Raw genomic sequence first — 23,452 nt, 5'->3', positions numbered from 1 at the left:
CTCGCGCGGGACGGTCTCATTTCGGACGATGTGAGGATTATGCGCCGTAGGCGCGTAGACCGACGGAGGATCCGGCGTAGCCCGATCGCACGATCAGATCGTCGGTGATGCCGTCGCGGAGGTCGAATTCGACCGTCCCTTCGCACGCGAGCGCGAAGACCACCGCGCGGGCGTCGCCCCGCGTGTCGACCGACCCGATGAGCTGGGCCAAACCGACGGGCCCGCCGATCTGCAAGGCTTCGCGAATTTCCGCGCGATCATCCGCGTGGACGCGGACGGCGTGGTGGCTCCAGACTTCGCGCGCCGCCGAGCACAGCGGCTCCGTGCGCAGGTCCTCGGCTTTGACCTCGATGATCCCGTGGCAACCGCGGGCGAAGGCGAGCTGCGTCAGCGCTTCCACCGCCGAACCGTTGGCCGGGCGGGTGTCGACGAGGTCGACCGCGTAGCGACCGTCGAATCGCTCTACGACGATGCCTTCGACGGGTGCGATGCGCTCGTCGATGATGACGCTGCTCTGATATTCGATGCGCCGGATGTCGCCGTCGAGGGTCGCTTGGACCAGGAAGTCTCTGGTCAGGGTGCTGGCGAAGGGGATGGCGCGGCTGGCCTTGTGGCTGACGAAGAGGTTCTTCTTCTGCATCTATCCTCGCTGATATCGTCCAATGAAAACGGCGAACGGCGGTCGCCTCGCACGGAATCGCGCGGGGCAACCGAGGGGCGGCAAATCCTCCCATGTCGGAGATGGAACGTCTCAGTAGAGGCGGTTTAGATCACAGAAGACCCGGAAAGTCAAGGAACTAGATATCTGATAGATATCGATTAGATATCTGATTGCGGGTCAACAGCTTTATGGTTACCGGCCCTTAGCACCAAGCAACCATCCTGTTAGAATCCGATCGGATCCAGGAAGGGTGCGACCACGATGGCGAAGGCCAAGAAGGACGTGAAACCACCGACGCCATCGACGCGGGGCGACGGCCGAAAGGCGATGTTGGTCTATATGAAGCCGGCCCTTATCGAGGCCATCAAGGACGCGGCGGCGGCAGGCGACATGAAGGCCTGGCAGTTCGTCGAACAGGCGGTCGCCAAGGCGCTCAAATCGAGAAAGGCGTGAGTCCTTCAAATGCCTCGCCTTGGACGAACTCGCCTCCTCGCGCTATCCGATCGGCTTCATAGTCGTCGAGCATCGGCGGCCTCCTCCTCCATTCGACCTGCTTCCGCGCGATCGTCGCGGGCCGGCCGAATCGGCGCTACGCATCACGGGGCGGGTACGGCTAAATACGCCGGCGCTTCGACGCTGCGGGTCTGATCACCCGCCGGAAGCGCGGAGCCCAGCGCTGCCTCCGACCGCCGCATCGCAGAGCAACGGGGACTTCGCGATCATGCGTCCCGGTACCGGCTCGCTCTATTGAGCACCTACTCGTTTCGTCTAGTTGCGGCGGAAACCGGCCTAGTATCACCGGAGAAAACGCGGGCTACAGAGCTTTCCTTGCCGAATCCGGGAAGAAGGCCCCAAGCTCCGAGAAGCTTTTCGGGTACACGTTTCCGCGGACGACAGCGGAGTTCGGTCATCTCGCCGGATCAAATGGGCTAGATCAGCGCCTCGGCTCGCTGGAGGGGTGCCGGCGTTGCCGCCGGCACCGTTTCTTACTTGCGCTGGCCCTTCTTCTCGTCCTGCGACAGCACGGATGCTGCGAGCTTCTTCGAGTCCGTGATCGTCGGCTTCTTGACGCCGCTGAGCACGCGAGACGCGAGGGTGGAGAGTTTCGGGGAGCTTTGCTTGGTAGGCATTTCAGTCAGTCCTTCACGATGATCGGGAATACCCCCGATGCACTGAAAGGACGGGCTTGACCGATCGGTAAGACTTCGATTCTATGAAGTCGTTCTTACTACCCATCGACCTGCCTGACCCGTCCCAGGGTGAATGGCAGGCTGAAACTTTGAAGCCGCTTCGGGTTGCCGCCCTAGGCGGCTTCGCTGTTTCAGTTCCATGCAAGTTACGGTGTTGCCGTAACGCGCGTCAAGAAGTAGTGCGAGTTCCTGAATCAAACACTAAATATGGTGGAAAGCGGGGGATATCAGGGGGTTAGCTTACGCCTGTCCCTCCGCCAAGCATCAGTGATTCCTTGCGAATCTCGAAGCGAAAAAACTTCGGAATTTGGCGGACGGAGGTTCGCTTGTCCCGCTGTTCACAGGGCAGGTAAATTGCTGATGCGATATCTGGTCGAAGTCCGAGATCGCCTACTCGATGCCGCTTCGATTCGGACATTCATTGCTCATGTCGCGGAAGCGACGGGGTCTTCCTTGGCGCCGCGAGCGATGATGCGCAGCCTCCCATCTGGAAGCGGACGCTGAAGCTTCAAGGCTTCTTCCGCCGGCGCGGTCATCCAGGTGTCGACCTCCTCCGGCGTGATCGCCTTCGGATGAACGGCGCCAACTTCGGCGTTCAGCTCCGTCGTCAGAAATGCGCAGAGGAGAAAATTTTTTGCGCTGCCTATCGACTCTTTTGTTCTTGTTATGTTCTATAGCAAGATGACGGACCGACCCGCGAGCTGGCGCATGCCGACCACCAAGCAGATGGACAAGATGGCCGCTCTCGTCGGCAGAAACGTGCCACAGAAGCCCGCATTGGCCCCCGACGCCGATCTGCCCGCGGAATACTGGCAGCCGCTCTTGGGCGACCCTCGCGCCGAGGCACGGTCGGGCTCCTCCGAAGCGGCGCTGCGGCTGGACCAAATTCCTCAGCATCTGCTTAGGGTGGGCTGCCGGCGCTGCGCCCGGATCGTCGAGATTCAGAAGGTCGATGCCGTCCGTCTCTATGGTCGGGAGGCGCTCTGGAAAGACGTCGGGCGGCGGCTCTTGGACAACACCTGCGCCCAGCGGACCGGGCGCCACGAAGAAGACGGTTGCTGGCCAGCGTTCGAGTAGTCGCCGGCGCGACCGGAACCGGATGCTGCCATGGCGCCGAAGCACCATCCCACCCCGCTTAGCGGCGGCGACCGCAAGGCCCTGCAGAAGGAGCTCGGCCGGGCCCGCGCCATGACGGGCATCCTCGCCGCCCAAGCCGCCGAGGCCCGCGCAAAAGGAGAGGCCCTGATCCGTCAGGCCGACAAGTTGCTCTCCGAATCCTGGAACGAGCGCATGTGGGCCGACGGCGGTCCGATCGACCCGTCACCGACCATCGACCAGGCGATCAACGGTGGTTATCCTTGGCTCGAAATCGAATGCTCGAGATGCAAGGCAAAACGTGAGGTCGACATGGCTGCGCTGCGCCATCCGCCCACGACGGCAGTCCATGATCTCGCGAGTAGGCTCCGGTGCAGCAAGTGCGCAAAGGCCGGTCGCCGACCGCCGGCGTCGCTGCTACAGCTCTCCCAGCGAGCCCGCCATCCGGATCCGGAAGCCTGAATGTGTAACCTCTACTCGATCACCACCAACCAGGCCGCGATCAGCGCGCTGTTCCGTGTCGTCAACCGCTACGTCGGCAACCTCGCGCCCATGCCCGGCGTCTTTCCGGACTACAAGGCACCAATCGTTCGCAATGGCGCCGAGGGCCGGGAGCTCGTTACCGCGCGCTGGGGCATGCCGTCGTCGTCGAAGGCCCTGATGGACGCGACGAAAAAGCGGGCCGAGAAACTGCGGGCCAAGGGCAAGGAGATCGACTTCAAGGAATTGCTCCGGATGGAGCCTGACGGCGGGACGACCAACATCCGGAATGTGAAGTCGAAGCATTGGACCCGCTGGCTCGGTGTCGAGAATAGATGCGTCGTGCCGTTCAACTCGTTCAGCGAGTTCAACAAGGCCGAGGGCGGCGACATCTGGTTCGCGCTCGACGAGACCCGCCCACTTCTTTGCTTCGCCGGCATCTGGACCAACTGGACGTCGGTGAGGAAGGTGAAGGAGGGCGAGACCACCAACGACCTGTACGCGTTCCTGACGACGGAGCCCAACGCGGAGGTCGGCTCCATCCACCCGAAGGCGATGCCGGTGATCCTGACGACGCCCGACGAGGTCGAGACCTGGATGACTGCGCCGGCGGAGGAAGCGCTCCAGCTCCAGCGGCCGCTTCCGGACGGGACACTGCGCATCGTCGCCCGCGGCACGAAGGAAGACCCCGCGCCGGCGACCGCCGAAGTCCGTGACTGAGGTTCCCTGTAGTCCCGAGGCGCTTGACTCTGAGGGCGACCCTCGAACAAAAATAGAACGAACGATTCTGCCCCGAAGGTCCGCTTGGCCAAACTGCCGCAACTGCCGGTCTACTATTATCTCGACCACTTCGCTGAAATGTTGGGGTTCGTGGAGAGGACCTATGCCCCCGTGCTTGGTCCGGAGCATCACGCCTTCATAGGGCGGTTCGAGGGTCTTTCGAGGGATGCGAGATGCCTGTTGGTCCGCATGATCAACCGGCGCGGTGCCATATTCAACCGATCGCTGTTCAGCTACCCCGAGATCGATGACGTCGAGCGGGCGGCATCCGATCTGACCGCGGCCGGTCACGCACGGGCGCTCGGCGAAGAGGACTATGCGGTTTTCGTTTCATGCCTGCCGAAGGACGTCCTGGTGACTGGTGCGCAGGCGGCCGGGCGTGGAGACGTCCGGAAGTCCTGGTCAAAGCCGAAGTTCATCGACTACTACCTTGAGAGAATACCATTTTCGGTCGCCGCGCAGCACTGTGGGGCGCGCAATTTCATCGCGCTCGACGGGACGCGTCCCATCGAGTTTCTGCTCTACCTCTACTTCGGCAAGACCGAGGTGGATCTGAAGAACTTCGCGCTGCGCGACCTGGGAATCCTCCGCACCAACCAAGAGACCTCGTTCAGCGCGCGCTTCACCGATGCCGAGGAGGCGCTCGCCTCGTTCCATTACAGCAAGGTTCTGGACAGTCTGGAGGACGGATCGGAGCCTGCCCACAGACGGGCGGCCGTCGACGTGCTCGGCGGACCCGCCTGCATGACCCAGTTCGCCGCCGATCTCCGCAGCCGAGCCGCGCATCGAACCGGGCTTTTCTTCGAGAAAGCACGCGAAAGGGATCTCGCCCTTACGCTTTACCGGGCGGGGTCTTCGCCGGACTGCAACGAGCGACTGGTCCGACTGCTCTACAATGACGGCGACAAGACAGAATCCGAAGCGCTGCTGCAGCGCATGATCGATGATCCCGCCAGCGACGAAGAACACCTTTTCGCTACCGACTTCTATGCCCGCAAGTTCGGCGGACGGCGCACGGGTCTCCACACCGAACTTTTGCGGTCCGGCCGCACGATCACCGTAGACGACGCCCATCGCGGCAATCCCGAGGCGGGCGTCGCCGGCGTGCTGCGGCGCGAGGGCACCAAGGTTTTCTTCACCGAGAATGTGCTGTGGCACAGCCTGTTCGGCCTGCTCTTCTGGGACGAGCTCTTCGAAAGCACCCGGATGCCCAGCGGGTTCGATTGGCTACCTCACTGCCTGAAGGATCGCAGCTTCCGCCGGCTCTTCGCCGCGACGATCGACGAGAAGCTGGCAGCCATCGCGTCCGGATCCGCCCTCCCGTTGATCCTCCGCACCGTCGCAGCGAGATGGGGCCGCCCGAACGGGGTCTTCAGTTGGGACCATGTGCAAGCGGAGGCGCTGCGCGCGCTGCTCGAAGGGTCCGATCCGGCTGGCGTCGCCAGCATCCTCGGCAGCATGTGCGACGACTTCCGCGGCATGCGCGACGGCTTCCCCGACCTCATGTTGGTCCAGGACGGCAAGGCGTCCTTCATGGAGGTCAAGGCCGAAGGGGACGTGATCCGCCGCAACCAGCTGACCCGCCTCCGCCAATTCGGCGACGCCGGCATTGTGGCCGAGATCGGTCGGGTCGACTACCGCTTCGACCCCGAGCAGGATTACGTGGTGGTCGACATCGAGACCACCGGCTCATGGTCGAACGGGGACCGCATCACCGAGATCGGCGCGGTGAAGGTCCGCAACCACCAGGTCGTGGACGAGTGGCACTCTCTCCTCAACCCGCAGCGTTCCATTCCAGCCAAGATCGTCCAGCTGACCGGCATCACGAACGAGATGGTTCGCGACGCGCCTTTGTTCGCCGAAGTCGCGGATTCCTTCATGCAGTTCATGGCCGACGGCATCTTCGTCGCCCACAATGTCAGCTTCGACTACGGCTTCATCGCCCACGAATTTGAGCGCATCGGGCGGCGCTTTAGATTTCCGAAGCTCTGCACGTGTGCTGGGATGCGGCGGCGCTTTCCGGGACACAAGTCCTACGGACTTGGGAAGCTCTGCGAGATCTACGGCATATCACTGGACAATCACCACCGCGCCTTATGCGACGCGCGGGCTTCGGCGGAGTTATTGAATCTGATCAATCAGAAGCGGAGCCAGGAGAGATATATCGGCGAAGCCGCCTAGCGGTAGTAGCTTGGAGACGGCTCCGGAAAATTCCGATAAGACGAAATTTGTCTTGCTCCGTCGGGCAAAACAGTGGTTCATAAGGCGCTGGTCCTAGGGAGACGAAGGAGCCAGCCCGATGGCGAATGACCTGGACACCTCCTCGGAATTGTCCAAGATCGCGAAACTGAACGGTGACTTCCGAAGGAATTACGGCACTCTCATCGGTGCGATTTTGTACCTGCGCACCGTGAGCGCCGCCCGCCGAAGCCCTTGGCTTTGGGCTGGCCTGATCTCGATCGCTTTTTCGGCGGTGCTGAGCTGGTTGGGGCGGCACGGGTGGTTTTTGCCAACGTTGCTCTGACGGCCGCGAACAGTGCCCCCCTTTCCCGGTAAAGCGTCCCGCGATGGCGACGAAGGGAGCCTGATGGGAGCCAGACGTAGCGTCCCGACCTCAACGAGGCAGGCAGTAGCACGTAATCCTCGATCTCCCGATTTGCCGCGTCCAACCGCATCACGGCAAGCAGGCCGGATGAGATCTGCCTTCGATAGGCCTTCCATTGCGCAGCGTGATCCTCTCCCCGTCGCGCCAGCCGTCGCGCGACGAGAAACGAAACTACCCGCCTGCCTTCGACATCGACGCCGATCCCGTCCGGAGCGAGCTCCGGCCGAAGACCAAGGTCGTTTCGCAACACCTCCGCGAGCTCGGTTGCGTGCCTCGCCTGTTCGGCAGCCCAAAACTCCCGGGTGTCGATCCAGTCGCAGTCGCGCGGCGACACGTAGCCGATCAACGCATAGGCCTTTCGCAGCGAACCGAAGTGCTTCACGTACGCCGAGACGTGATTGAGACCGAGCGTCGTATTGATGATGCGCGAGTTGAGCTTTCCGCGCCGGCGCAGCGTAAGCCGCAGGCGCAACAACATCTCATTTTCGGGGATCTCCACGCGCCGTTCGGCCAGCAGCTTCTGGGCTCGTGCGAAGATGCCGGGGTCCACGATAGGCTCGATCTGCGCAGCGCCTCGGATCCAGGTGTGATCCGGATTCTTGACCAGCCTCTGCCCCAACCGTCGCGAGGTGCGATTGTAGACGGTGTTACCGATGTAGTTCTCGTTCGCCAGGATGGTGGGGATCATACCGTCGGTCCAAGGGCGGCCATTGTGATTGGCGATTCCTGCGTCGTTCAGGTGTCGCCTGATGTCGCTGTACGATCTTCGGCCGTTGACGAACTGATCGAAAATGGACCGGATCACGGCCGCCTCCTCGGGGGAGCCGTGCTGCAGACGAACGCGATCCGATTGAAGAGCCTTGAACTGGCCTTTCGCGAGAAACGCTTTCGGATGCTCGCTTTCGTCGACCATCAAACGTCTAAGGCCGTACCCAACGGGAGCGCCGACGCGATATCCCAGGCTCGCCACCCGACAGTGCCCCGCGTGCACTTTGACCGAGAGTTCCCGGCTCCACTCTGCGGCCATGCCGCGCTTCAGGCTTTTCGCGATCCCTGAAACGAATGTGCCGTCGTTCTTGAAGAGCTCCGCGCAGTATTCGACCTGCACGCCGCTCCGCTTGCACAAGAATTCGTAGTAGGCGCTCTCGTCGACGTCCTGGAAGCGGCCCCAGCGACTGACGTCGTAGACGAGGATGTGGTCGAAGTCGGCTTGCCCCGACTGCACGTCCTCAATGAGCTCAATGAGACCCGGCCGTCCCTTGATCCGGAGGCCGCTGCGGCCCTCGTCCGAATAGGTACGGACGATTGTAAGAGCGTTCGCCTCGGCATAGGTGGCGATTGCTGCCATCTGGTTCTTGATCGAGTAGCGTTGGAGCTCCCTCGACATCCGGACGTATTGCGCGGCGCGACGCGCTCCGGTCCGCCTCGCCAAGCCTGTCCCCTTGGGAACGACGAGCCAGTTACCCATGCACCCCTCCCGTTACTTCAGAGGTACTTGCGTCCGCAATACACCTTGCGCGCTGGGTACGGCAACGGAAGACGACCAGCCGTGGGGGCTGCTGCGCCCGTGCCGTTGTGCACAGCGACGCGGAACAGGGGACAAGCCTCAGCCCTACCGTTTGCGAATCTCTGACCCGTGCTAACCGCCCGGAACTAACAGGAGGGCGGATGGATTCGTCCTGGCAGGAGCGACCTCGATGCTGATGACGAAGGAAAGACGACCGGCGATCCGGACGCGGCGCGGCTGGGCGATCCACGTGCTGCAGGAGGCGGGCGCTATCCGCGAATGCGAGGAGCACGGCTGGGCTAGGGATCGGGCCGACCCTCATGCGCGCGAGCACGCGTTGGACATCGCCAGGCAGGAGCCGCCGGAGGGCTTGTCTCCGGATCAGGCCGTCGAGGAAGTGCGCGAGGTTTTGGGTTCTATCGGTGATGCGTGCTCGGAGTGCCCCCCAGGCAAAGATTAGTTCGGCTGCCTGCCGCACCGCTCGGATGGCAGCGGATGCGGGCGAGTTCGAGCCAAGCCTGCGCGAGTTGGAGCCAGCGCTGCCGCTCGGAGCCATCGGCCAATAGGGCCTCCTTCACCGCTTCTTCCGCACGGTCCTTGGGCTCGAAGTCGTTATCCATGATGGGGAACGTCGTAGCCTACCTAGGTAAACGGCCGGTGGCCCTAAAAGTCCGTATTAACCCGGGTGGGCCCGCCCGCCGTCCATGGCAGGCCCTTCAAGGAAGCAAGTCGAGTGCATTCTGGAGCGCGGCGCCGGCGGCGGTGTTGTCGAAGATGCACCAGGCCTCGCCTGAGGACGATGCAGCACCGAGCCGTGACTTCAGCGCGCCAAGGTATGCCCCGTCGTAGGCGGAGTAGTAGATGCGCGGCGCTCCATGCAGCCGAAAATAATGCAGTCCCAGCCACCCGCCCGGCAGGTCGGCATCGGGCACGCGCGCCGGGTCCGCAGCGACGCGGCTGATCCGACGCTCCGTGAGCCAAGCACCGACCTCGGGCGTGAACCAGCTGACGTGACGTGGTTCGCACGCGAGAGCGGCTGAGGTCCCTTCCCGCAGTGCGCCGAACAGGATTTCCGCATCTGATTCAACGAACATCTTGCGAGGCGCAAACTGAACGAGCAAAACCCCGAGCTTCGCACCGAGGCCGGCGCTTTCTTCGATGAACCGATCGAGATCAGCCCGCGCAAGCTGGGACGAATGAGTGACGGACTTTGGGACTTTGACCGAAAATCGGAAGTCATCCGGCGTCGAGTTCGCCCACTTCTCGTACGTCGAGCGCCGGTGCGGCCTGTGAAAGGATGAGTTGATCTCGGTGGCATTCAACACCGCCGCGTAACGCTCAAGGTGGCTACCTGCGCCGCCAACCCTTTCCTTGCAGCTTTGAGGAACATTCCACCCTGCTGTTCCGATCCGAAGCATAGCTTTAACAAGGGCATCCTCTTCCCGTGTCAGTCCGCAATTGTCATCGGGAGCCACCGGATTCCGGACCTCAAGCCGACTTCCGCCGCGCTCCTGCTGCGGGCTTCTTCGCGGCATCCTTCGCAGGCTTCTTGCCGGCTATCGGCATCAGCATCTCCTTCTGACCCGCGGCCGCTTTTTTCGCCTTCTTGGCAGGCTTTTTCGCAGCACCGGTATCGGCCGCTGCGCCCCCGACGCTCTTGCGCAGTGCGTCCATGAGATCGACGACGTTCTCGCCCTTCGGCCGATCCTTCGGTACGATCGGCTTGCCGGCCCGTTTCTGGTTGATGAGCTCGACCAGCGCGCTCTCGTAGTGGTCCTCGAACTTGTCCGGTTCGAACCGCCCCGCCTTCTGGTTCACGATGTGCTTGGCGAGGTCCAGCATGTCCTTGGTGACCTTGACGTCCTGGATCTCGTCGAAATATTCGGCCTCGCTGCGCACTTCGTAGGGGTAGCGCAGCAGCGTGCCCACGAGGCCCTTGTCCATCGGCTCCAGCGCGATGATGTGCTCGCGATTTGTCAGTACGACGCGCCCGATAGCGACCTTGTCCATCTCGCGGATGGTCTCCCGGATAACGGCGAAGGCGTCGTGCCCGACCTTGCCGTCGGGCCGGATGTAATAGGGGCGGATCAGGTAGCGCGGATCGATATCGAACTTGTCGACGAACTCGTCGATCTCGATGGTGCGCGTGGATTCCAGCGCGATCTCCTCGAGCTCCTCCTTCGTGACTTCGATGAACTGATCCTTTTCGAGCTGGTAGCCCTTGACGATGTCCTCGTTGGGCACCTCGTCGCCGGTGTCGGCGTCGACCTTCAGATACTTGATGCGATGGCCGGTCTGCCGGTTCAGCTGGTTGAAGGAGATCTTTTCGCTTTCTGACGTGGCCGGATAGAGGGCCACCGGACAGGTCACGAGTGACAGACGCAGGAAGCCTTTCCAGTTGGCGCGGGGGGCCATGAACGCGGTACTCCGGAGGGACGGTGCTTGATTCAAGACGAACGGAGCCTGCCGGTTCCGACATGCTCCGGGAGCGTCAACAGGAAAATTGGCCATCTGCCCGCAGCGCCCTGGGCACGTCCGAAAACGTCGTGAATCGCTAGTTTTTCGGGTACCTCGTGGACCTTTTGCCCGGTATCGTGGACCCATGGACGCGCTGACCCAGCCCCTGAGAGAAGAGCATACTCGGCACCAGGTGGACCTGGCCGTAATGGCCGAGGCTTTAAGCCGGTCACCCGACTACCGGATCCTGAGGCGCCTGGTTGCCCGACCGACCTATATTCCGACAGCAGAACAGGAGGTCAGGACCGGCGTCCTGCTCGACAGCGAGACCACCGGCCTTGACCACGCCAAGGACGAGATCATCGAGCTCGGGATGGTGAAGTTCGACTACACTCAGGACGGGCGGATCGTTGGGGTCCGCGACACCTTCTCCGCCTTCAACGAGCCGAGCGCGCCGATCTCTGCGGAAGTGACGGCACTCACCGGCATCACGAACGAAATGGTCGCCGGACACAAATTCGATGATGACGCTGTCGCCGCCTTCGTCGAAAGCGCGGTCATCACGATCGCCCACAACAGCGGCTTCGACAGAAAATTCGCCGAACGCTACTGGCCCGTGTTCGAGCACAAGGCCTGGGGCTGCAGCATGAGCGAGATCGACTGGCGCAAGCACGGTTTCGCGGGCTCGCAACTCGGCTATCTCCTGAACGGAGCCGGCTACTTCCACCACGCACATAGGGCCGTCGACGACTGCCACGCCCTGCTGGAGGTCCTGGCGTTCGAATTGCCGAAGATTGGCTCGCCGGCATTGGCGCTCCTGCTGGAGACCGCCCGTAAGCCGACGATGCGGGTCTGGGCGGAGCAGACCGCGTTCGAGCTCAAGGACTCATTGAAGCGCAGGGGCTATCGCTGGAACGACGGCAGCGACGGCAGGCCCAAGTCCTGGTTCATCGATGTCGACGTGAGCGGCCTGGACGACGAGATATCGTTCCTGCGGACGCATATCTACATGCAGGATGTCGAGCCCACCGTGCAGAGGCTGACCGCTTTCACGCGCTTCTCCGGACGGATCTGAGGCTCAGCGGCCCAGACGCTTCTCGACCCGTTTGCGGGAGTTGCCGACCTTCTTGACCGCCTTCTTCACGGCCGATGCCGAGCGGCCGCTCTTCTTGACCTCGTATGCCACTTCGTGCTTCTGTCCGCCGGCCACGCGCGCCCGGTCCTGTTTGCGACCGCGTGCCGCCGTCTTTTTAACTGCCGCCATCGGATTCTCCTGATGCGAATGATGCGTTCCAACGCCGCAAGGATTCGCGCGGTTCCTTGCCGTCACGAGGCCGCATTTGGGCTGAAGGGACGAAGGCTGGCTCAACGGCCGCAGGGATGCCTGTGCATGATGGCAACCCACCCGTCCAGCAGCAGCCCGTCCCAGGATACGACCCCTTCATCCCACGTGGTGCCGTGTTCGCGGTACACCGCAGCCCATTGAGGTCTCCATTCGATCATCTGGTCGTTGAGCCTATCATGTACTTGGCAGGCACGATCCGGATCGAACGTTTCCATAGGATTCACGCGGGGTGTCCGGGGTCGACATCCTTCGGCGTCTTCTTCTCCCGCTGGGGCGTCATCTTCGCTGGACTTTCCCGTCCGGGGACCCCGCGGGGACCAAGCTGTTCACGCTGGATATCGTCCTCGGAGCGTTCGGGCTCGACACCGTTGATCGGCCTGTCAGGCATCATTCCATCCTCGCCTTTTCCTGCAGATCTCGTATCCGGATCTCGGCCGCCTCCTTGGAGGTCACGATCTCAGATTCATCGGGCACGCGCGCGATCGCGCTGAGCCTCTTGAGCTCGGCGAGCTGTTCCGGGGTAGGCTTTTCCATTCTCGAGTCCTCGATCGCCTGCACAACGGCTTCGTCGTCGAGCACGTCCAGCAGCCTGTCTATGGTTTGCTCGCAATTTCTAGGGCCGGGCTCGACATACTGGGCCAAGATGCCTTGTGCGTCTTCCAACGCCTTCGCAACTCGCCTTTCCGGATCCATGACCGGTACTCCACATACTCCGCAGGAAAACGCGGCTATGATCGGCGTGTTCCTTTGCTCAGCCCCTTGAACGAGCTGGCCCGCAGCAGACCTTCGGAGGTGATGTCACGGTACTCGATGTCGGCATAGAACTCGGGTTCGACCCACGTGGCCTTCGGCTTCCTGATGGTCTTGGTCAGCTTTTGCTTCGGGCTTACCACGGTGTCGAGCGCCTTGCGGATCTGCGCCGAGGTGGTTCGGCTCCATCCGGTCCCGACCTTTCCCATGTAGACCAGATCCTTGCCTTCCTTCTTGCCTAGATAGAGCGCGGCCACGCCGGATGGGTCCTTGATAGAGCCAACCACCGGAAACTTGCCCTTCTGGACGACCTTGATCTTCTGCCACGCCTCCACTCGATCCGATCGGTATGGTGCGTCCGCCCGCTTGGAGACGATACCTTCGTAATTCAGCTTGCTGGCTGCCGCGAACAGTGCATGGCCGTCCCCTTCGTGATGCTCGCTATAGAGAACGGGCTCCTTGAGGTCGTGCTCCTCGATCAGACCCTTGAGCAGCCTCTTCCGCTCGATCTGCGGCTCTTTCCGCAGATCTCGGCCGTCCAGCCAGAGCAGATCGAAAGCGAAGTAGACCAATCGATCCTGATCGCCTCTGGCGAGGTCCGCCTGCAGCTCGGAGAAGTTCGTGCGCCCATCATGGATGACGACAACCTCGCCGTCGACGATGGCCTGTCCTCCGATATCGAAGGCGGCCGCAATCATAGAGAACTTGCTGATCCAGTTGTAGCCGTTGCGGGTGTAGGCGCGCCGGTCGTCATCATCGATCCGGAGCTGGATGCGGTAGCCATCGTATTTGACCTCGTGAATCCATAGCGATCCCGAAGGAGCCTTCGTCTTCAGGGTCGCCAACTGGGGTTTGATGAACCCCGGCATTGTAGGGACCTCGGTCTTTTCCGGCCGAGGCGCCGTTGTACGCTTTGCCACGCTACTCAACTCACAAAAAACCCGCCGCCGGGTTGGGGCCGACGGCGGGCAGTCTACCTACCTCAATTAACGAGTCTCGCAACTTCGAAGGCGGCGAGGAGTTCCACTCTTCGCGCATTTGCGGCAGGGCGCCGGGCGATCCAGTCTTGGCAGAGCCCATCGAACTCCCGGCGAGGGCCGACGTTTACTGACATCATGTCAGACGCATTCGACTACTTCCGCGCCTACGCCATCCGCGCTCTCTGCAGAGCGAGATCCATGCCGCGGGGCAAGATGAAGCATCTGCAACTGGTGGCCGGCCGGATCTACAATCTCCTCAAGAAAGAGGCCGCCTACGGCCCCAATGTCCAGCACCTTGACGACTTTCGCGCAGCCCAGAAGCTCGAGGCCTCTCTCGATCGCCGGCCAAGTGACGGCTCGGGCCGGCGTACTCCGGCCGCGCCGCAAAGCCCGGGCCGGGAGGCTCGCTGAATGTATCCGCTCGACGCTCGTGGTGTGGCAAGTCTCCTGCGAGAGTACGCACAGCGCACGGCCTTGCGAGGCGGCAATCCCTACCGGGCGAAAGCTTACTCTAGGGCCGCCGATAGCTTGGCGGCCCTAGCCGTTCCTCTGGACGTGCTCGTCGCCGAAGATCGATTGACTGAGATCCCGGGCGTCGGCGATGCTATCGCCGACATCATCACCAAGGTTCACAAGACGGGCAGTCATCCTAGCCTCGAAAAGCTGCGGAAGGAGATTCCCGCGGGCGTGCTCGAGATGCTCGCTGTGCCCGGCCTTCGTCCGGAGAAGGTGCTGCGCCTGTACAAGGATCTCGGCATCGGCTCGCTCTCGGAGTTGGAGGCCGCCGCTAAGGATGACCGCATTAAGAAGGCGAAAGGGCTCGGCGCCGCGCTACAGACTAAGATCCTGCAGAACCTCGCGATCGCCAAAAGCGGAGAAGGCCGCCTCCACCTGCACCGCGCTGCCGCGCTGCTCGCGCATGCGAAGGACTCGATCCGCCAGTCGCGCCCCGAACTCAAGCGTGTGACGATTGCCGGCGATTTCCGCCGCGGCTGCGAACTCGTCGGCGATCTCGCGATCGTTGCGGAGGCAGCCAAGCCGGACAAGACATCCACGCCATCGGCCGACGGGCTGCAAATCCGAGTATCCGACCGCAAGCACTTCGGCGCCGCCCTTCTCTTCGCCACCGGCTCCGCCGGCCACATCGAGCAGCTCCAAGCCTTGGCCGCCGAGACGGGCATGCGGTTAGGCGCCGACGGCTTGCACAAGGGCCGCACCCTGATCGCCGGCGAGGAGGCTGAGATCTACAGCGCCCTCGGTCTGCCCTTCATCGACCCTGAGCTCCGGGAGGGGCGCGGCGAGGTCGAGCTGGGCCTGAAGGGCAAGCTGCCGAAGCTCGTCACCGACCAGGACTTGCGCGGCATCCTTCACTGCCACACCGATGCCTCCGACGGCACTGAGACGCTGGAGACCATGGCGAAGGCGACGCGCCAGCGCGGCTTCGAGTATTTCGGCGTGGCGGACCATTCCAAATCAGCCCACTATGCCGGCGGCCTCTCCGTCGAGGAGATCGCGCAGCAGCACCGGGAAGCCGACCGGTTGAACAAGCGCTTCGGCAAGGACTTCCGGATCCTCAAGGGTATCGAATCCGACATCCTGGCGGACGGGTCGCTCGACTATGAAGACGACGTTCTGGAGCGCTTCGACTTCGTGGTGGCCAGCATCCACGGCCGGTTCAAACTGGACCACAAGGCCCAGACGCAGCGGCTGCTGCGCGCCATATCCGATCCCCACACGACTCTCATCGGCCACATGACCGGGCGCCAGCTTCAGCGGCGGCCGGGCTACGAAATCGACGTCGATAAGGTGCTGCGGGCGTGCGCCAAGCACGACGTTGTGGTCGAGATTAACGCCCATCCGTGGCGGCTCGACTTGGACTGGCGCTGGCACCAGGCGGCGCTCGAGTTCGGCTGCATGATGAGCATCAATCCGGACGCGCACTCGATTTCCGAGCTCGACCACATGCACTGGGGCGTTCTGATGGCGCGCAAGGGCGGTGTCCCTGCCGACCGGGTTCTGAACGCGATGACGCTTGCGGAGATCACACGCTACTTCCGCCAGAAGCGGCGCTCGCTCGCCCGCGCCGCCTGATGCCGCAGAAGCAGGATTTCTCGCTGCAGGGAACGGTGGTGGCGGTCGCGGCCGATCGCGGGCACCACTTCAGCAAACCAACTCGGGACAGCATAATCCTGGTGGAAGGTCACGGCGTCGAAGGCGACGCCCACGCCGGCCAGTTCGTCCGGCACCGCTATTTGGCACGCCGCCGGCCCGGCCTGCCCAATCTCCGGCAGGTCCACCTGATATCATCCGAACTCTTCCCGTTTCTCCTCGAAGCTGGCTTCGAGGTTGGCGCCGGCGATCTCGGCGAGAACGTCACCACGGCCGGGTTGGACCTCGAACGGATGCCGCTAGGGACCCTGATCGAGCTCGGGCCGTCCGCGGTCGTCGAGCTGACCGGCCTTCGGACGCCCTGCGTCCTTATCGACCGCTTCCGAGCAGGCCTCAAGCGGCAGGTGGTCTCGTCGGCGGACACGGGCCCTCCCTTCAAAGCGGGGGTGCTGGGTGTGGTCCGCGCGGGGGGACCGGTCGCGGCTGGCGACAGCGCGCGTGTTCGCCTTCCTGCCTCCTTGTTTCGGCCTCTGCCTGCCTTGTAGAGACCCCCGACCATGGCTCGAAAATCAACCCTGCCTCGTCGCCTGCAGCCCATGCTGGCTACGCTGACCGATTCACCATTCGACGACCCCGATTGGGTCTTCGAGGACAAGTTCGATGGTTTCCGCATGGTCGCGGAGATTCGGGGTGGGCGGGTCGCGCTCTACAGCCGTAACGGCAAAATCATCAGTCACTCCTATGTCGAGGTCGCCAAAGCGCTGGAGGGTGTGAAGGCGGACGCTGTGATCGATGGCGAGCTCGTCGCCATCGGCAAGGACGGGGTATCCCATTTCCAGTTGCTACAGAACGCCCTGCGCCATGAGGCCAAGCTCCTGTATTGCGCGTTCGACCTCATGTTCACGGACGGCGAGGACCTGCGCACGCTGCCGCTCCTCGAGCGCAAGAAGCGGCTGAAAGCCATCTTGCCGCGTCACAAGCTGATCGCGTTCAGCAACCATCGCAAAGGCAATGGCACAAAGTTCTTCGCAGAAGCCGACCGGAGACATCTCGAAGGCATCATGGCCAAGCGCGCCGACAGCCCCTACGCGTCCGGACGCCGGACTGCCGACTGGCTGAAGGTGAAGACCGCGCAGCGGCAGGAGGTCGTCATCGCCGGGTTCACGGCACCGAAACGAACCCGCCCGTTCTTCGGCGCCCTCGCGCTGGCAGTTCGTGAAAATGATGGGTGGCGGTACATCGGCCACGTCGGCACCGGCTTCAGCCACCAGGTTCTCGAAGAGCTTCACGGCAAGCTACTGAAGCTCAAGACGCCCAACTCCCCCTTTCCCGCTAAGGTGAAGGATGAGCAGGTCACGACGTGGGTCCGTCCTTCGCTGGTCGCAGAAGTGAAGTTCGCAGAGTGGACCAGCAAAGGAGAGTTGCGCCAGCCAGTCTATCTCGGCCTGCGGTCCGACAAAAAGGCCAAGGATGTCGTTCGCGAAAAGAGCTGGTCGCGAAAATAGCGCCGCCGAGAAGAGAGGTCCGACCCGGTCAGCCGGCTTCGCGCTCGGCTGCCGAAGGCCACGGCGGCAAGGGCGGCAACCCGAGAGCCTTGCGTACGGGTCCGAACGACTTCCGGTGAGCTGCGCACGCACCAAGCCTGTCGAGCGCATCGTAGTGAGCTGGCACCGGGTAGCCCTTATGATCCGCGAAGCCGTAGCCGGGGTAGCGGATGTCGAGCGTCCGCATGACCGCGTCGCGCTCGACTTTCGCCAGGATCGACGCAGCGGCGATGCTTGCGGATTTGGCATCGCCCTTGACGATGGCCTGCTGGGGGAGGTTGATTTCCTTCAATCGCTTCGCGTCGATCAACAGGTGTTGCGGCGTCAACCCTAGCCCCCGAACGGCGCGCTGCATGGCCTGGATGCCGGCCCAGTAGATGTTGATCGTGTCGATCTCCTCTACATCCACGAACGCCACACACCAACTCTCAGCCTTTTCCTTGATCTCCTTTGCGAGTTCCTCGCGTGCCGCGGCATCGAGCTTCTTCGAGTCGTCGATCCCGACGATCCGCGTGCCGGGTTGCAAAATCACCGCGCCCGCGGACACTGGTCCCGCAAGAGGACTCATTCCGGCCTCGTCCACGCCTGCCACGGCATGATGGCCGCTTTCCCAGAGAGAGGTCTCGAAGCGGAGCATCTTGCGGAGGCGCTGCCCCTCGGACCTGTTTTCGAATCGCCGCTTATCGATGCAGGCTAGGATGGCACGTGCTCCCGCGCGCCCGTCAGCCCGCAGGATCTGCTCGACGCTTGCCTCGAGTGGTCGTTTCTCGACGACATAGCGCTGACGCAACACATCGAGCGAATATTGGGACATAGCGGCCTTCGCACAGACTAACGGGAAAGCGTGTCCGTAAACTTTGTGGCGATTGTCTGAAGTTAGGCCTTGCCGCCATCGTCAGCCTACGCAGCGCCCCGTCGAGTGGAACCGCCGGCTCTAGCTGGGGCCGGTATTCTGCGGGGCCTACTCATCTGCATCTACGACCCGCCGCGCCGAACGGAACCAACCGCTGTCTTCATTCCTTTAGAAAGGTGGAGCCTCGATCCCAGAGTGCTTCCGAGGGACAGGCCCATGCTCCGAGAGACTCGCAACGAAGAACAGGTTCTGGACCGCACCGCCGAGGTCGCAGCTACCATTGCGGAAGAAGGCCTTCGCTATGTCAGCGACTCCGCGCCCGGTTACACGCGCAAGCGGACGGGGACTACCTTCAGCTACTACGACAAGGACGGGAACCGCATCACCGATGCCGCCGTAGTCCGACGCATCAAGTCGATCGGTATCCCGCCGGCCTATGAATCCGTCTGGATCTGCCCCTCGGCCAACGGCCACATCCAGGCGACCGGCCTCGATGCGCGGGGTCGCAAGCAGTACCGTTACCACGCAAAATGGCGCGAGCTGCGCGACCAGAACAAGTACGAACACATCGTCCAGTTCGCTGCCGCGCTGCCCGCGCTGCGCGACCGTGTCGCGGCCGACATGAAGCTGGAAGGGCTACCTCGCGAGAAGGTTCTGGCCACGATCGTCAGTCTTCTGGAGAAGACTTTGATCCGGGTCGGAAACGCCGAGTATGCCGAGAAAAACAAATCCTACGGGCTCACCACGATGCGACGAAAGCACGTTGCGGTGGGCCGCGGCGTGCTTCGGTTCGACTTCACGGGCAAATCGGGCAAACAGTGGAAACTTCGGGTCGAGGACAAGCGGATTGCCGCCATCGTGAAGCGCTGCGCGGAGATCCCGGGACATGAGCTCTTCAAGTACCTGGACGACGACGGGCAGCCGCGTACCGTCGATTCCGGCGACGTCAATGCCTACATCAAGGACATCACAGGCGAGGACTTCAGCGCAAAGGATTTCCGGACTTGGGCGGGGACGGTTCTGGCCGCGTTGGCGCTGACCGAGTTCAAGAAGTACGACAGCCAGGCCGAGGCGAAGCGCAACGTCGTTGCCGCGATCGAGAGCGTCTCGAAGCAGCTCGGCAACACGCCCGCAATCTGCCGCAAGTGCTACGTGCACCCGGAAGTCCTGAACGCCTACATGTCCGGTGATCTCCTCAAAATGATCGAAGCCAAGATCGCGCAGAAGTTCAAGCGCCAGTACGCCAAGCTCACTTCCGACGAGATCATGGTTCTGGCGTTTCTGCGCAAGCGTCTCGATTCTCTGAAGGCACTTGCCTAATCTCGCGATCTGTTCGTAGACGGCGCTCTCCGTGATCGGTTGCAAGCCGGCGCTCGCGTCGGGGAGACGAGCGCTCGCCTTGGAATCGGGGTACTGGGCGTGGTCGGGCGAACGGGAAGGTCGCGGCTGGCCACAGCCCCGGCTGGGCATCCATCCTCATCCCGCCCCTTGCCGGCTCTGTAAAATGTGCCGTGCATAAATCGGGGGGCCAATAGCCGAATCGAAGCGCATTCGATAGTTCGGAGCCGCATGGCCGCAAACAAGGTAACGGCGGTACGCTTGGGGCTGGGGAGGCAACCGACGGTCCGGGACTATCAAGCCGCTCAGCTCCGCTGGCGGCTTTTTTTCGTTCAGCCTCCCTCAGGAGGCGTTCGCCCTCGCTCGTTCACGGGCCTCACGGTGACGCTCCCGGCGCTCGCGTCGCCGCTTGGCTCGATCGGCGGGCTGCCGCAGCGGTGGAACGGGCGACGTGGATGCCGCAATGGAATCTTCAACCGCGGGCACCTGGACAGCCTCCGACGCTGCTGGGCGGGCCTCCATGAAGTCGAGCACTGCCCGCCCTTTGGCTGTGATCTTCCATCCCCCGCTTATGCGTTCGACCAGCCCCTGTGACCAGATGTTGAGGTCGGGCACCCTCGCCGCCAGCCGCCTGGTCCTATCCGCCCAGTCGCGGCCACTCGTCGCCAGGATAGCCATGTCACGCTTGAGGTCTTCCATTGCGGCAAACCCGTCCGGGTATGCCGCCAAAATCTTCAAAACGGTGACCTGGAAGTTCACGCCCGCGCCCCGGCTCTCAGTTAGCGCCACATGGTGGGCGCGTGCGAAAGGGCCTTGCGGCCGACCTGTCTGAGGTCCTCGGGACAGAGCTCGCCGCCATTGGCGGCCTCCAGGATCTTCGAAGCCACATGCGTCCGCGCGCCGATCTCGCGCTGCGGAAGACCCTCGCACACTTCGTCGAAAACCGCGCGCAAAAGCGCCGTGGTTGCCATGTCGAACATGAAATGCCCCCAACAAGGGAAAGTAGCATCTTAGCCGAGTTTTCCCGATCTTACGATTGAGGCATGCTAAGTTTGCGGATTTGTGCTCGGGGATTAGGGAGCGACGCTGACGTGCCGAAATGCGAGCTTCGAGGTAGCGCCGAGTTATAAACCTAACGCGATCTCGGCCCACTTCAACATGCGATCGCTGTTGAGGAATGCCAGCACCGCTGGCTCCAGTGAGCCGGGTACGCCCCGTCCAACCAAGGCCGTTGCAGCCACCATGTCGCAGCGCTGATTGAAAGCGAACGAAAGCGCTGCGTTACCATTTCCCTCGACCCGATACGCGCGGCTGCGGCCTTGCATGGGCCCAACGACAATCTCCCGACCGGCACCGATCGGCGTTGTCTTACCAATCAGCGCCAAGTCGCCCATTTGCTCGAGGTCAGTATCGTCGGCGACGCCGGTGGTGCAATTGCAAAAGCCGAGCTTGGCGCGAACGTAAAGCTGGACCTCACCGCCGCAATCGTTGGCATTGCAGCGAAACGCCTTGCCTTTCCCCCAAGGATCTACCCCGAAGGGCCACTCGGTTTCCGTCCACACCGGGCGGATCTGCCCGGTTGCCGCTGTTGCACGTGTCAGGTCGCCGGATCGCAGCATCCAGACCGCAGCGACCGCACAGAACAGTGCCGCGGCTGCGCCGATCGCGGTGAATTTGCTGGTCAGACGCATAGCACCTGCCGCCGAACTCTCTCTAATTCTGAGCCATGAACTTTCGTGCGGCCGCCAGATCTTCCCGCGAGGAGGCGCCATCCCGTGCCATGTCGACCACCTTCGCATAGTACTGGCGTGCCTTCACGGCATCCCCTGCTTTCTCGGCGGCGTGAGCCGCGCCGATCATCGCGCCGAACCGGTTGGGCTCCTTGCGCATCGTGCTTTCGAACGCGACCAATGCCTCCGTCGCCATGCCGCGTTCGAGCAGCATGGTCCCATAAAGCTCGCGTGCCGGAGCAAGCGGTCCAGGCGTGACGATGGATTTCTCGGTCTTGTCTTCGGCATCGGCCGCAAGGCGCATCGCTTCCAACGCGTCCGCCGGTTTCCCCCAGGCGTTGAGCTGCCAGGCTGTGGCGACCTGCCGCTGGATCTCGACGATTTCGGCCCAATAGGCGTCCTTGTCCTGCTGCAGCTTGTCCCGCAACTCCGCCAGCTTGGCGATGTCCGCCGTCGCTGCGTCGGCATTGCCGGAGCGCGCGGCGCCGAGGGCGCGGGCGAAGTAGGTGATCGCATCGACATAGGCAAACCGGCTCGGCTCGACCTTCAGTGCGGCAGCCCTCGGCCAATCACCTCGCTCGACCATGTAGCGCGCTTGGCTCGCCGCTATCGCGTAGGGGCCGGCGCGAACGGCCGGCGCATAGCCCGTGGTCGCAAGCATGTCCGCGATGACGTCGCGGGCTCGGCTGTCCTGTGCAAGCTGGAGCAGGGCGTAGACCATGTAGTCGTCGGCGTGGAGCTGCTCGCTAGGGTCCTTGCCCTCCTTGGCAGCCTTGGCGGAACGGCTATTGGCATCGATGGATTCGTTCCAGTAGCCGACGCGCGTGAAGATGTGTGACGGCATGTGCAAGGCGTGCGGCGCCGCTGGCGCGATCTCGGAATAGCGCTTGGCAGCGTCGAGGCCTTGCTCCGCTATCGCCGGATAGTCAGAGGTGGATCAGGTAATGCGCGACGCCGGGGTGCCGCGGCTGCCGCTTGAAGATCGGCTCCAGGATGGCCGCGCCCTTGAGCTGGTTAGCATACGTCTTATCGTTTGGTGAGGCCGTGACATTCAGGGTGATGGCGTAGGCGATCTGCGCCTCGTCATCATTGGGATAGCGCTCCGCGACGGCCTCGGTTGCCTTGAGATAGGCCTGTGCCCGCTGGCCAAACGTCGTCTTCTCGTCCCCCGAGTAGAAGGCCAGCAGTGCGTCGACATAGTCTCGTTCGCGGTCGCTCTTGGCGCCGAGTGCCTTGGCTTTTTGCAGCGCGGCGAGGCCCTCGGCGAGATTTTCCTTCGGTGCGGGAAAATGAGGATTGTAGAGCAGGCTCAGTGCAATGCCCCAAAAGGCGATCGCGCATTCCGGATCGGCTTGCAACGTCTCCTTGAAAATCTCCTTCGCAGGCCGGTACCAGAACGAGTGCTGGTAGCGCATGCCGCGATCAAAGCGGCGTTGCGCGACCTCGTTGCAAGTGGTCTGGAAGTGCACCTTGCCAAACTGCTCGTCGGTCGCATCCTGTGCGCGGGCGCAGGCCGTGGCGCAGATCGAAGCAAGAGTGGCGAGGAGAAGAGAGACGCTTTTTAAAGCGAGCGCGCGCATGGGCCCCTCCGTTTTCGGTTAGAAGCAAATGGATTCAGAAGGCGCCAAAGAAAGGCCTTAGCGCCGAAATTTATCGTGCTGAAAATTCGCTTTGGAAAGGATTTGCCCATTTGCGGCAGGTGTCAATAGGAGGGAATGATGTGGTTAGGGAAGAACGCCTGTCAGAATTCATCCTTCTGCAAGCGGAATATCCGGAGGGGAAGCGGTCGCATGCAATGCCGCTAAAATGCAAAACCGATGGCGCGATGTAAGAAGGTTGTAGTGAGGGCTTTTGTCCTCAGGCGAAGGAGGAAAGTCGAGCTCAGCATGGCAGCAATTGAGGCGACACCGGACGTGCGGAGAACGCGGTCAGATCGACGCGAATGACCCGGAGCGGACGTCGACCGTGGGCGAGCCTCATATGCAGCCCATCGAACGACTCTCCACGTTGCCGCAGTCACTCGGGCAG

Annotated in this window: 27 protein-coding genes and 1 pseudogene; 12 read left to right on the top strand and 16 right to left on the bottom strand. The window is 62.6% G+C overall.

Annotated features, from left to right (window positions below; translation table 11 throughout):
* Nucleotides 1-37 precede the first annotated feature (37 nt).
* On the bottom strand, nucleotides 38-640 hold the full coding sequence (locus XH87_RS11910; protein ID WP_271587408.1) for a hypothetical protein: 603 nt from the start codon (nucleotides 638-640) through the stop codon (nucleotides 38-40).
* Nucleotides 641-922: 282 nt separating this feature from the next.
* Between XH87_RS11910 and XH87_RS11905 the strand changes: the two genes are divergently transcribed.
* Nucleotides 923-1,114, top strand: coding sequence for a hypothetical protein (locus XH87_RS11905; RefSeq protein ID WP_271587407.1), 192 nt, complete (start codon nucleotides 923-925; stop codon nucleotides 1,112-1,114).
* Between the two features lie 533 nt (nucleotides 1,115-1,647).
* Here the strand turns inward: XH87_RS11905 and XH87_RS11900 are convergent.
* Both XH87_RS11900 and XH87_RS11895 read right to left on the bottom strand, forming a co-directional pair.
* A complete protein-coding gene (locus tag XH87_RS11900; RefSeq protein WP_271587406.1) occupies nucleotides 1,648-1,791 on the bottom strand; it encodes a hypothetical protein in 144 nt (47 codons plus the stop codon).
* Nucleotides 1,792-2,276: 485 nt separating this feature from the next.
* Nucleotides 2,277-2,474, bottom strand: a pseudogene (locus XH87_RS11895) (SOS response-associated peptidase); the annotation flags it as partial.
* A gap of 58 nt (nucleotides 2,475-2,532) precedes the next feature.
* Here XH87_RS11895 and XH87_RS11890 point away from each other — a divergent pair.
* The 4 genes from XH87_RS11890 to XH87_RS11875 all read left to right on the top strand — a co-directional run bounded on the left by XH87_RS11890 (nucleotide 2,533) and on the right by XH87_RS11875 (nucleotide 6,387).
* The gene (locus XH87_RS11890; protein ID WP_442868263.1) at nucleotides 2,533-2,928 is read left to right on the top strand and encodes a hypothetical protein; all 396 of its coding nucleotides are present in this window, start codon (nucleotides 2,533-2,535) and stop codon (nucleotides 2,926-2,928) included.
* A gap of 30 nt (nucleotides 2,929-2,958) precedes the next feature.
* The gene (locus XH87_RS11885; protein ID WP_271587404.1) at nucleotides 2,959-3,408 is read left to right on the top strand and encodes a hypothetical protein; all 450 of its coding nucleotides are present in this window, start codon (nucleotides 2,959-2,961) and stop codon (nucleotides 3,406-3,408) included.
* Nucleotides 3,409-4,146, top strand: a complete 738-nt coding sequence (locus tag XH87_RS11880; RefSeq protein ID WP_271587403.1) for an SOS response-associated peptidase — start codon at nucleotides 3,409-3,411, stop codon at nucleotides 4,144-4,146.
* Between the two features lie 84 nt (nucleotides 4,147-4,230).
* The gene (locus tag XH87_RS11875; protein ID WP_271587402.1) at nucleotides 4,231-6,387 is read left to right on the top strand and encodes an exonuclease domain-containing protein; all 2,157 of its coding nucleotides are present in this window, start codon (nucleotides 4,231-4,233) and stop codon (nucleotides 6,385-6,387) included.
* Between the two features lie 200 nt (nucleotides 6,388-6,587).
* Here XH87_RS11875 and XH87_RS11870 read toward each other — a convergent pair whose 3' ends face one another.
* Complete coding sequence (locus XH87_RS11870; protein ID WP_271587401.1) at nucleotides 6,588-8,279, bottom strand: recombinase family protein; 1,692 nt, start codon at nucleotides 8,277-8,279, stop codon at nucleotides 6,588-6,590.
* 229 nt (nucleotides 8,280-8,508) lie between these two features.
* Between XH87_RS11870 and XH87_RS11865 the strand changes: the two genes are divergently transcribed.
* Entirely contained in the window at nucleotides 8,509-8,778 is a 270-nt protein-coding gene (locus XH87_RS11865; RefSeq protein ID WP_271587400.1) for a hypothetical protein, read from the top strand.
* A 256-nt stretch (nucleotides 8,779-9,034) separates the two neighbouring features.
* Here XH87_RS11865 and XH87_RS11860 read toward each other — a convergent pair whose 3' ends face one another.
* The gene (locus XH87_RS11860) at nucleotides 9,035-9,736 is read right to left on the bottom strand and encodes a DUF72 domain-containing protein (RefSeq protein WP_271587399.1); all 702 of its coding nucleotides are present in this window, start codon (nucleotides 9,734-9,736) and stop codon (nucleotides 9,035-9,037) included.
* 70 nt (nucleotides 9,737-9,806) lie between these two features.
* On the bottom strand, nucleotides 9,807-10,733 hold the full coding sequence (ku, locus tag XH87_RS11855) for a non-homologous end joining protein Ku (protein WP_271587398.1): 927 nt from the start codon (nucleotides 10,731-10,733) through the stop codon (nucleotides 9,807-9,809).
* Nucleotides 10,734-10,920: 187 nt separating this feature from the next.
* Here ku and XH87_RS11850 point away from each other — a divergent pair, with 187 nt between their 5' ends.
* Nucleotides 10,921-11,850, top strand: coding sequence for a 3'-5' exonuclease (locus tag XH87_RS11850; RefSeq protein WP_081492481.1), 930 nt, complete (start codon nucleotides 10,921-10,923; stop codon nucleotides 11,848-11,850).
* 3 nt (nucleotides 11,851-11,853) lie between these two features.
* Here XH87_RS11850 and XH87_RS11845 read toward each other — a convergent pair whose 3' ends face one another.
* From XH87_RS11845 to ligD (XH87_RS11830), 4 genes are all read right to left on the bottom strand, one after another.
* The gene (locus XH87_RS11845) at nucleotides 11,854-12,039 is read right to left on the bottom strand and encodes a DUF3606 domain-containing protein (RefSeq protein WP_271587397.1); all 186 of its coding nucleotides are present in this window, start codon (nucleotides 12,037-12,039) and stop codon (nucleotides 11,854-11,856) included.
* A 301-nt stretch (nucleotides 12,040-12,340) separates the two neighbouring features.
* The gene (locus tag XH87_RS11840; protein ID WP_271587495.1) at nucleotides 12,341-12,508 is read right to left on the bottom strand and encodes a hypothetical protein; all 168 of its coding nucleotides are present in this window, start codon (nucleotides 12,506-12,508) and stop codon (nucleotides 12,341-12,343) included.
* The gene (locus tag XH87_RS11835) at nucleotides 12,508-12,813 is read right to left on the bottom strand and encodes a hypothetical protein (RefSeq protein WP_271587396.1); all 306 of its coding nucleotides are present in this window, start codon (nucleotides 12,811-12,813) and stop codon (nucleotides 12,508-12,510) included. Before XH87_RS11835 ends, XH87_RS11840 begins: the two co-directional genes overlap by 1 nt.
* A gap of 35 nt (nucleotides 12,814-12,848) precedes the next feature.
* Nucleotides 12,849-13,739, bottom strand: coding sequence for a non-homologous end-joining DNA ligase (ligD, locus tag XH87_RS11830; RefSeq protein ID WP_271587395.1), 891 nt, complete (start codon nucleotides 13,737-13,739; stop codon nucleotides 12,849-12,851).
* A gap of 309 nt (nucleotides 13,740-14,048) precedes the next feature.
* On the opposite strand from ligD (XH87_RS11830), the gene XH87_RS11825 reads away from it, so the two are divergent.
* The 4 genes from XH87_RS11825 to ligD (XH87_RS11810) are packed head-to-tail and all read left to right on the top strand — an operon-like array spanning nucleotide 14,049 to nucleotide 17,464.
* Nucleotides 14,049-14,261, top strand: coding sequence for a hypothetical protein (locus tag XH87_RS11825; RefSeq protein WP_271587394.1), 213 nt, complete (start codon nucleotides 14,049-14,051; stop codon nucleotides 14,259-14,261).
* Nucleotides 14,262-15,941, top strand: a complete 1,680-nt coding sequence (locus XH87_RS11820; RefSeq protein ID WP_271587393.1) for a DNA polymerase/3'-5' exonuclease PolX — start codon at nucleotides 14,262-14,264, stop codon at nucleotides 15,939-15,941.
* Nucleotides 15,941-16,504, top strand: a complete 564-nt coding sequence (locus tag XH87_RS11815) for an MOSC domain-containing protein (protein ID WP_271587392.1) — start codon at nucleotides 15,941-15,943, stop codon at nucleotides 16,502-16,504. Before XH87_RS11820 ends, XH87_RS11815 begins: the two co-directional genes overlap by 1 nt.
* A gap of 12 nt (nucleotides 16,505-16,516) precedes the next feature.
* Nucleotides 16,517-17,464: a non-homologous end-joining DNA ligase gene (gene ligD, locus XH87_RS11810; RefSeq protein WP_271587391.1), complete on the top strand. Its 948-nt coding sequence runs from the start codon at nucleotides 16,517-16,519 to the stop codon at nucleotides 17,462-17,464.
* A gap of 28 nt (nucleotides 17,465-17,492) precedes the next feature.
* On the opposite strand, the gene XH87_RS11805 is transcribed toward ligD (XH87_RS11810), so the two are convergent.
* Nucleotides 17,493-18,317, bottom strand: coding sequence for a ribonuclease HII (locus XH87_RS11805; protein ID WP_271587390.1), 825 nt, complete (start codon nucleotides 18,315-18,317; stop codon nucleotides 17,493-17,495).
* A 105-nt stretch (nucleotides 18,318-18,422) separates the two neighbouring features.
* Between XH87_RS11805 and XH87_RS11800 the strand changes: the two genes are divergently transcribed.
* Nucleotides 18,423-19,676, top strand: a complete 1,254-nt coding sequence (locus XH87_RS11800) for a DNA topoisomerase IB (protein ID WP_271587389.1) — start codon at nucleotides 18,423-18,425, stop codon at nucleotides 19,674-19,676.
* A 360-nt stretch (nucleotides 19,677-20,036) separates the two neighbouring features.
* Here XH87_RS11800 and XH87_RS11795 read toward each other — a convergent pair whose 3' ends face one another.
* From XH87_RS11795 to XH87_RS11775, 5 genes are all read right to left on the bottom strand, one after another.
* The gene (locus tag XH87_RS11795; protein ID WP_035709171.1) at nucleotides 20,037-20,453 is read right to left on the bottom strand and encodes a hypothetical protein; all 417 of its coding nucleotides are present in this window, start codon (nucleotides 20,451-20,453) and stop codon (nucleotides 20,037-20,039) included.
* 20 nt (nucleotides 20,454-20,473) lie between these two features.
* Complete coding sequence (locus XH87_RS11790; protein ID WP_028141954.1) at nucleotides 20,474-20,674, bottom strand: hypothetical protein; 201 nt, start codon at nucleotides 20,672-20,674, stop codon at nucleotides 20,474-20,476.
* Nucleotides 20,675-20,818: 144 nt separating this feature from the next.
* Nucleotides 20,819-21,385, bottom strand: coding sequence for a hypothetical protein (locus XH87_RS11785; RefSeq protein WP_028141953.1), 567 nt, complete (start codon nucleotides 21,383-21,385; stop codon nucleotides 20,819-20,821).
* Nucleotides 21,386-21,407: 22 nt separating this feature from the next.
* Entirely contained in the window at nucleotides 21,408-22,268 is an 861-nt protein-coding gene (locus tag XH87_RS11780; protein WP_271587388.1) for a hypothetical protein, read from the bottom strand.
* Nucleotides 22,269-22,350: 82 nt separating this feature from the next.
* Nucleotides 22,351-23,004, bottom strand: coding sequence for a hypothetical protein (locus tag XH87_RS11775; RefSeq protein WP_271587387.1), 654 nt, complete (start codon nucleotides 23,002-23,004; stop codon nucleotides 22,351-22,353).
* Between the last annotated feature and the right edge of the window lie 448 nt (nucleotides 23,005-23,452).

The organism is Bradyrhizobium sp. CCBAU 53415 (assembly GCF_028128735.1).
In the GTDB taxonomy this organism is placed as follows: Bacteria; Pseudomonadota; Alphaproteobacteria; order Rhizobiales; family Xanthobacteraceae; genus Bradyrhizobium.
Note: the sequence above shows the minus strand (reverse complement) of the source record. Positions and strands in the feature narration are given on the sequence as shown.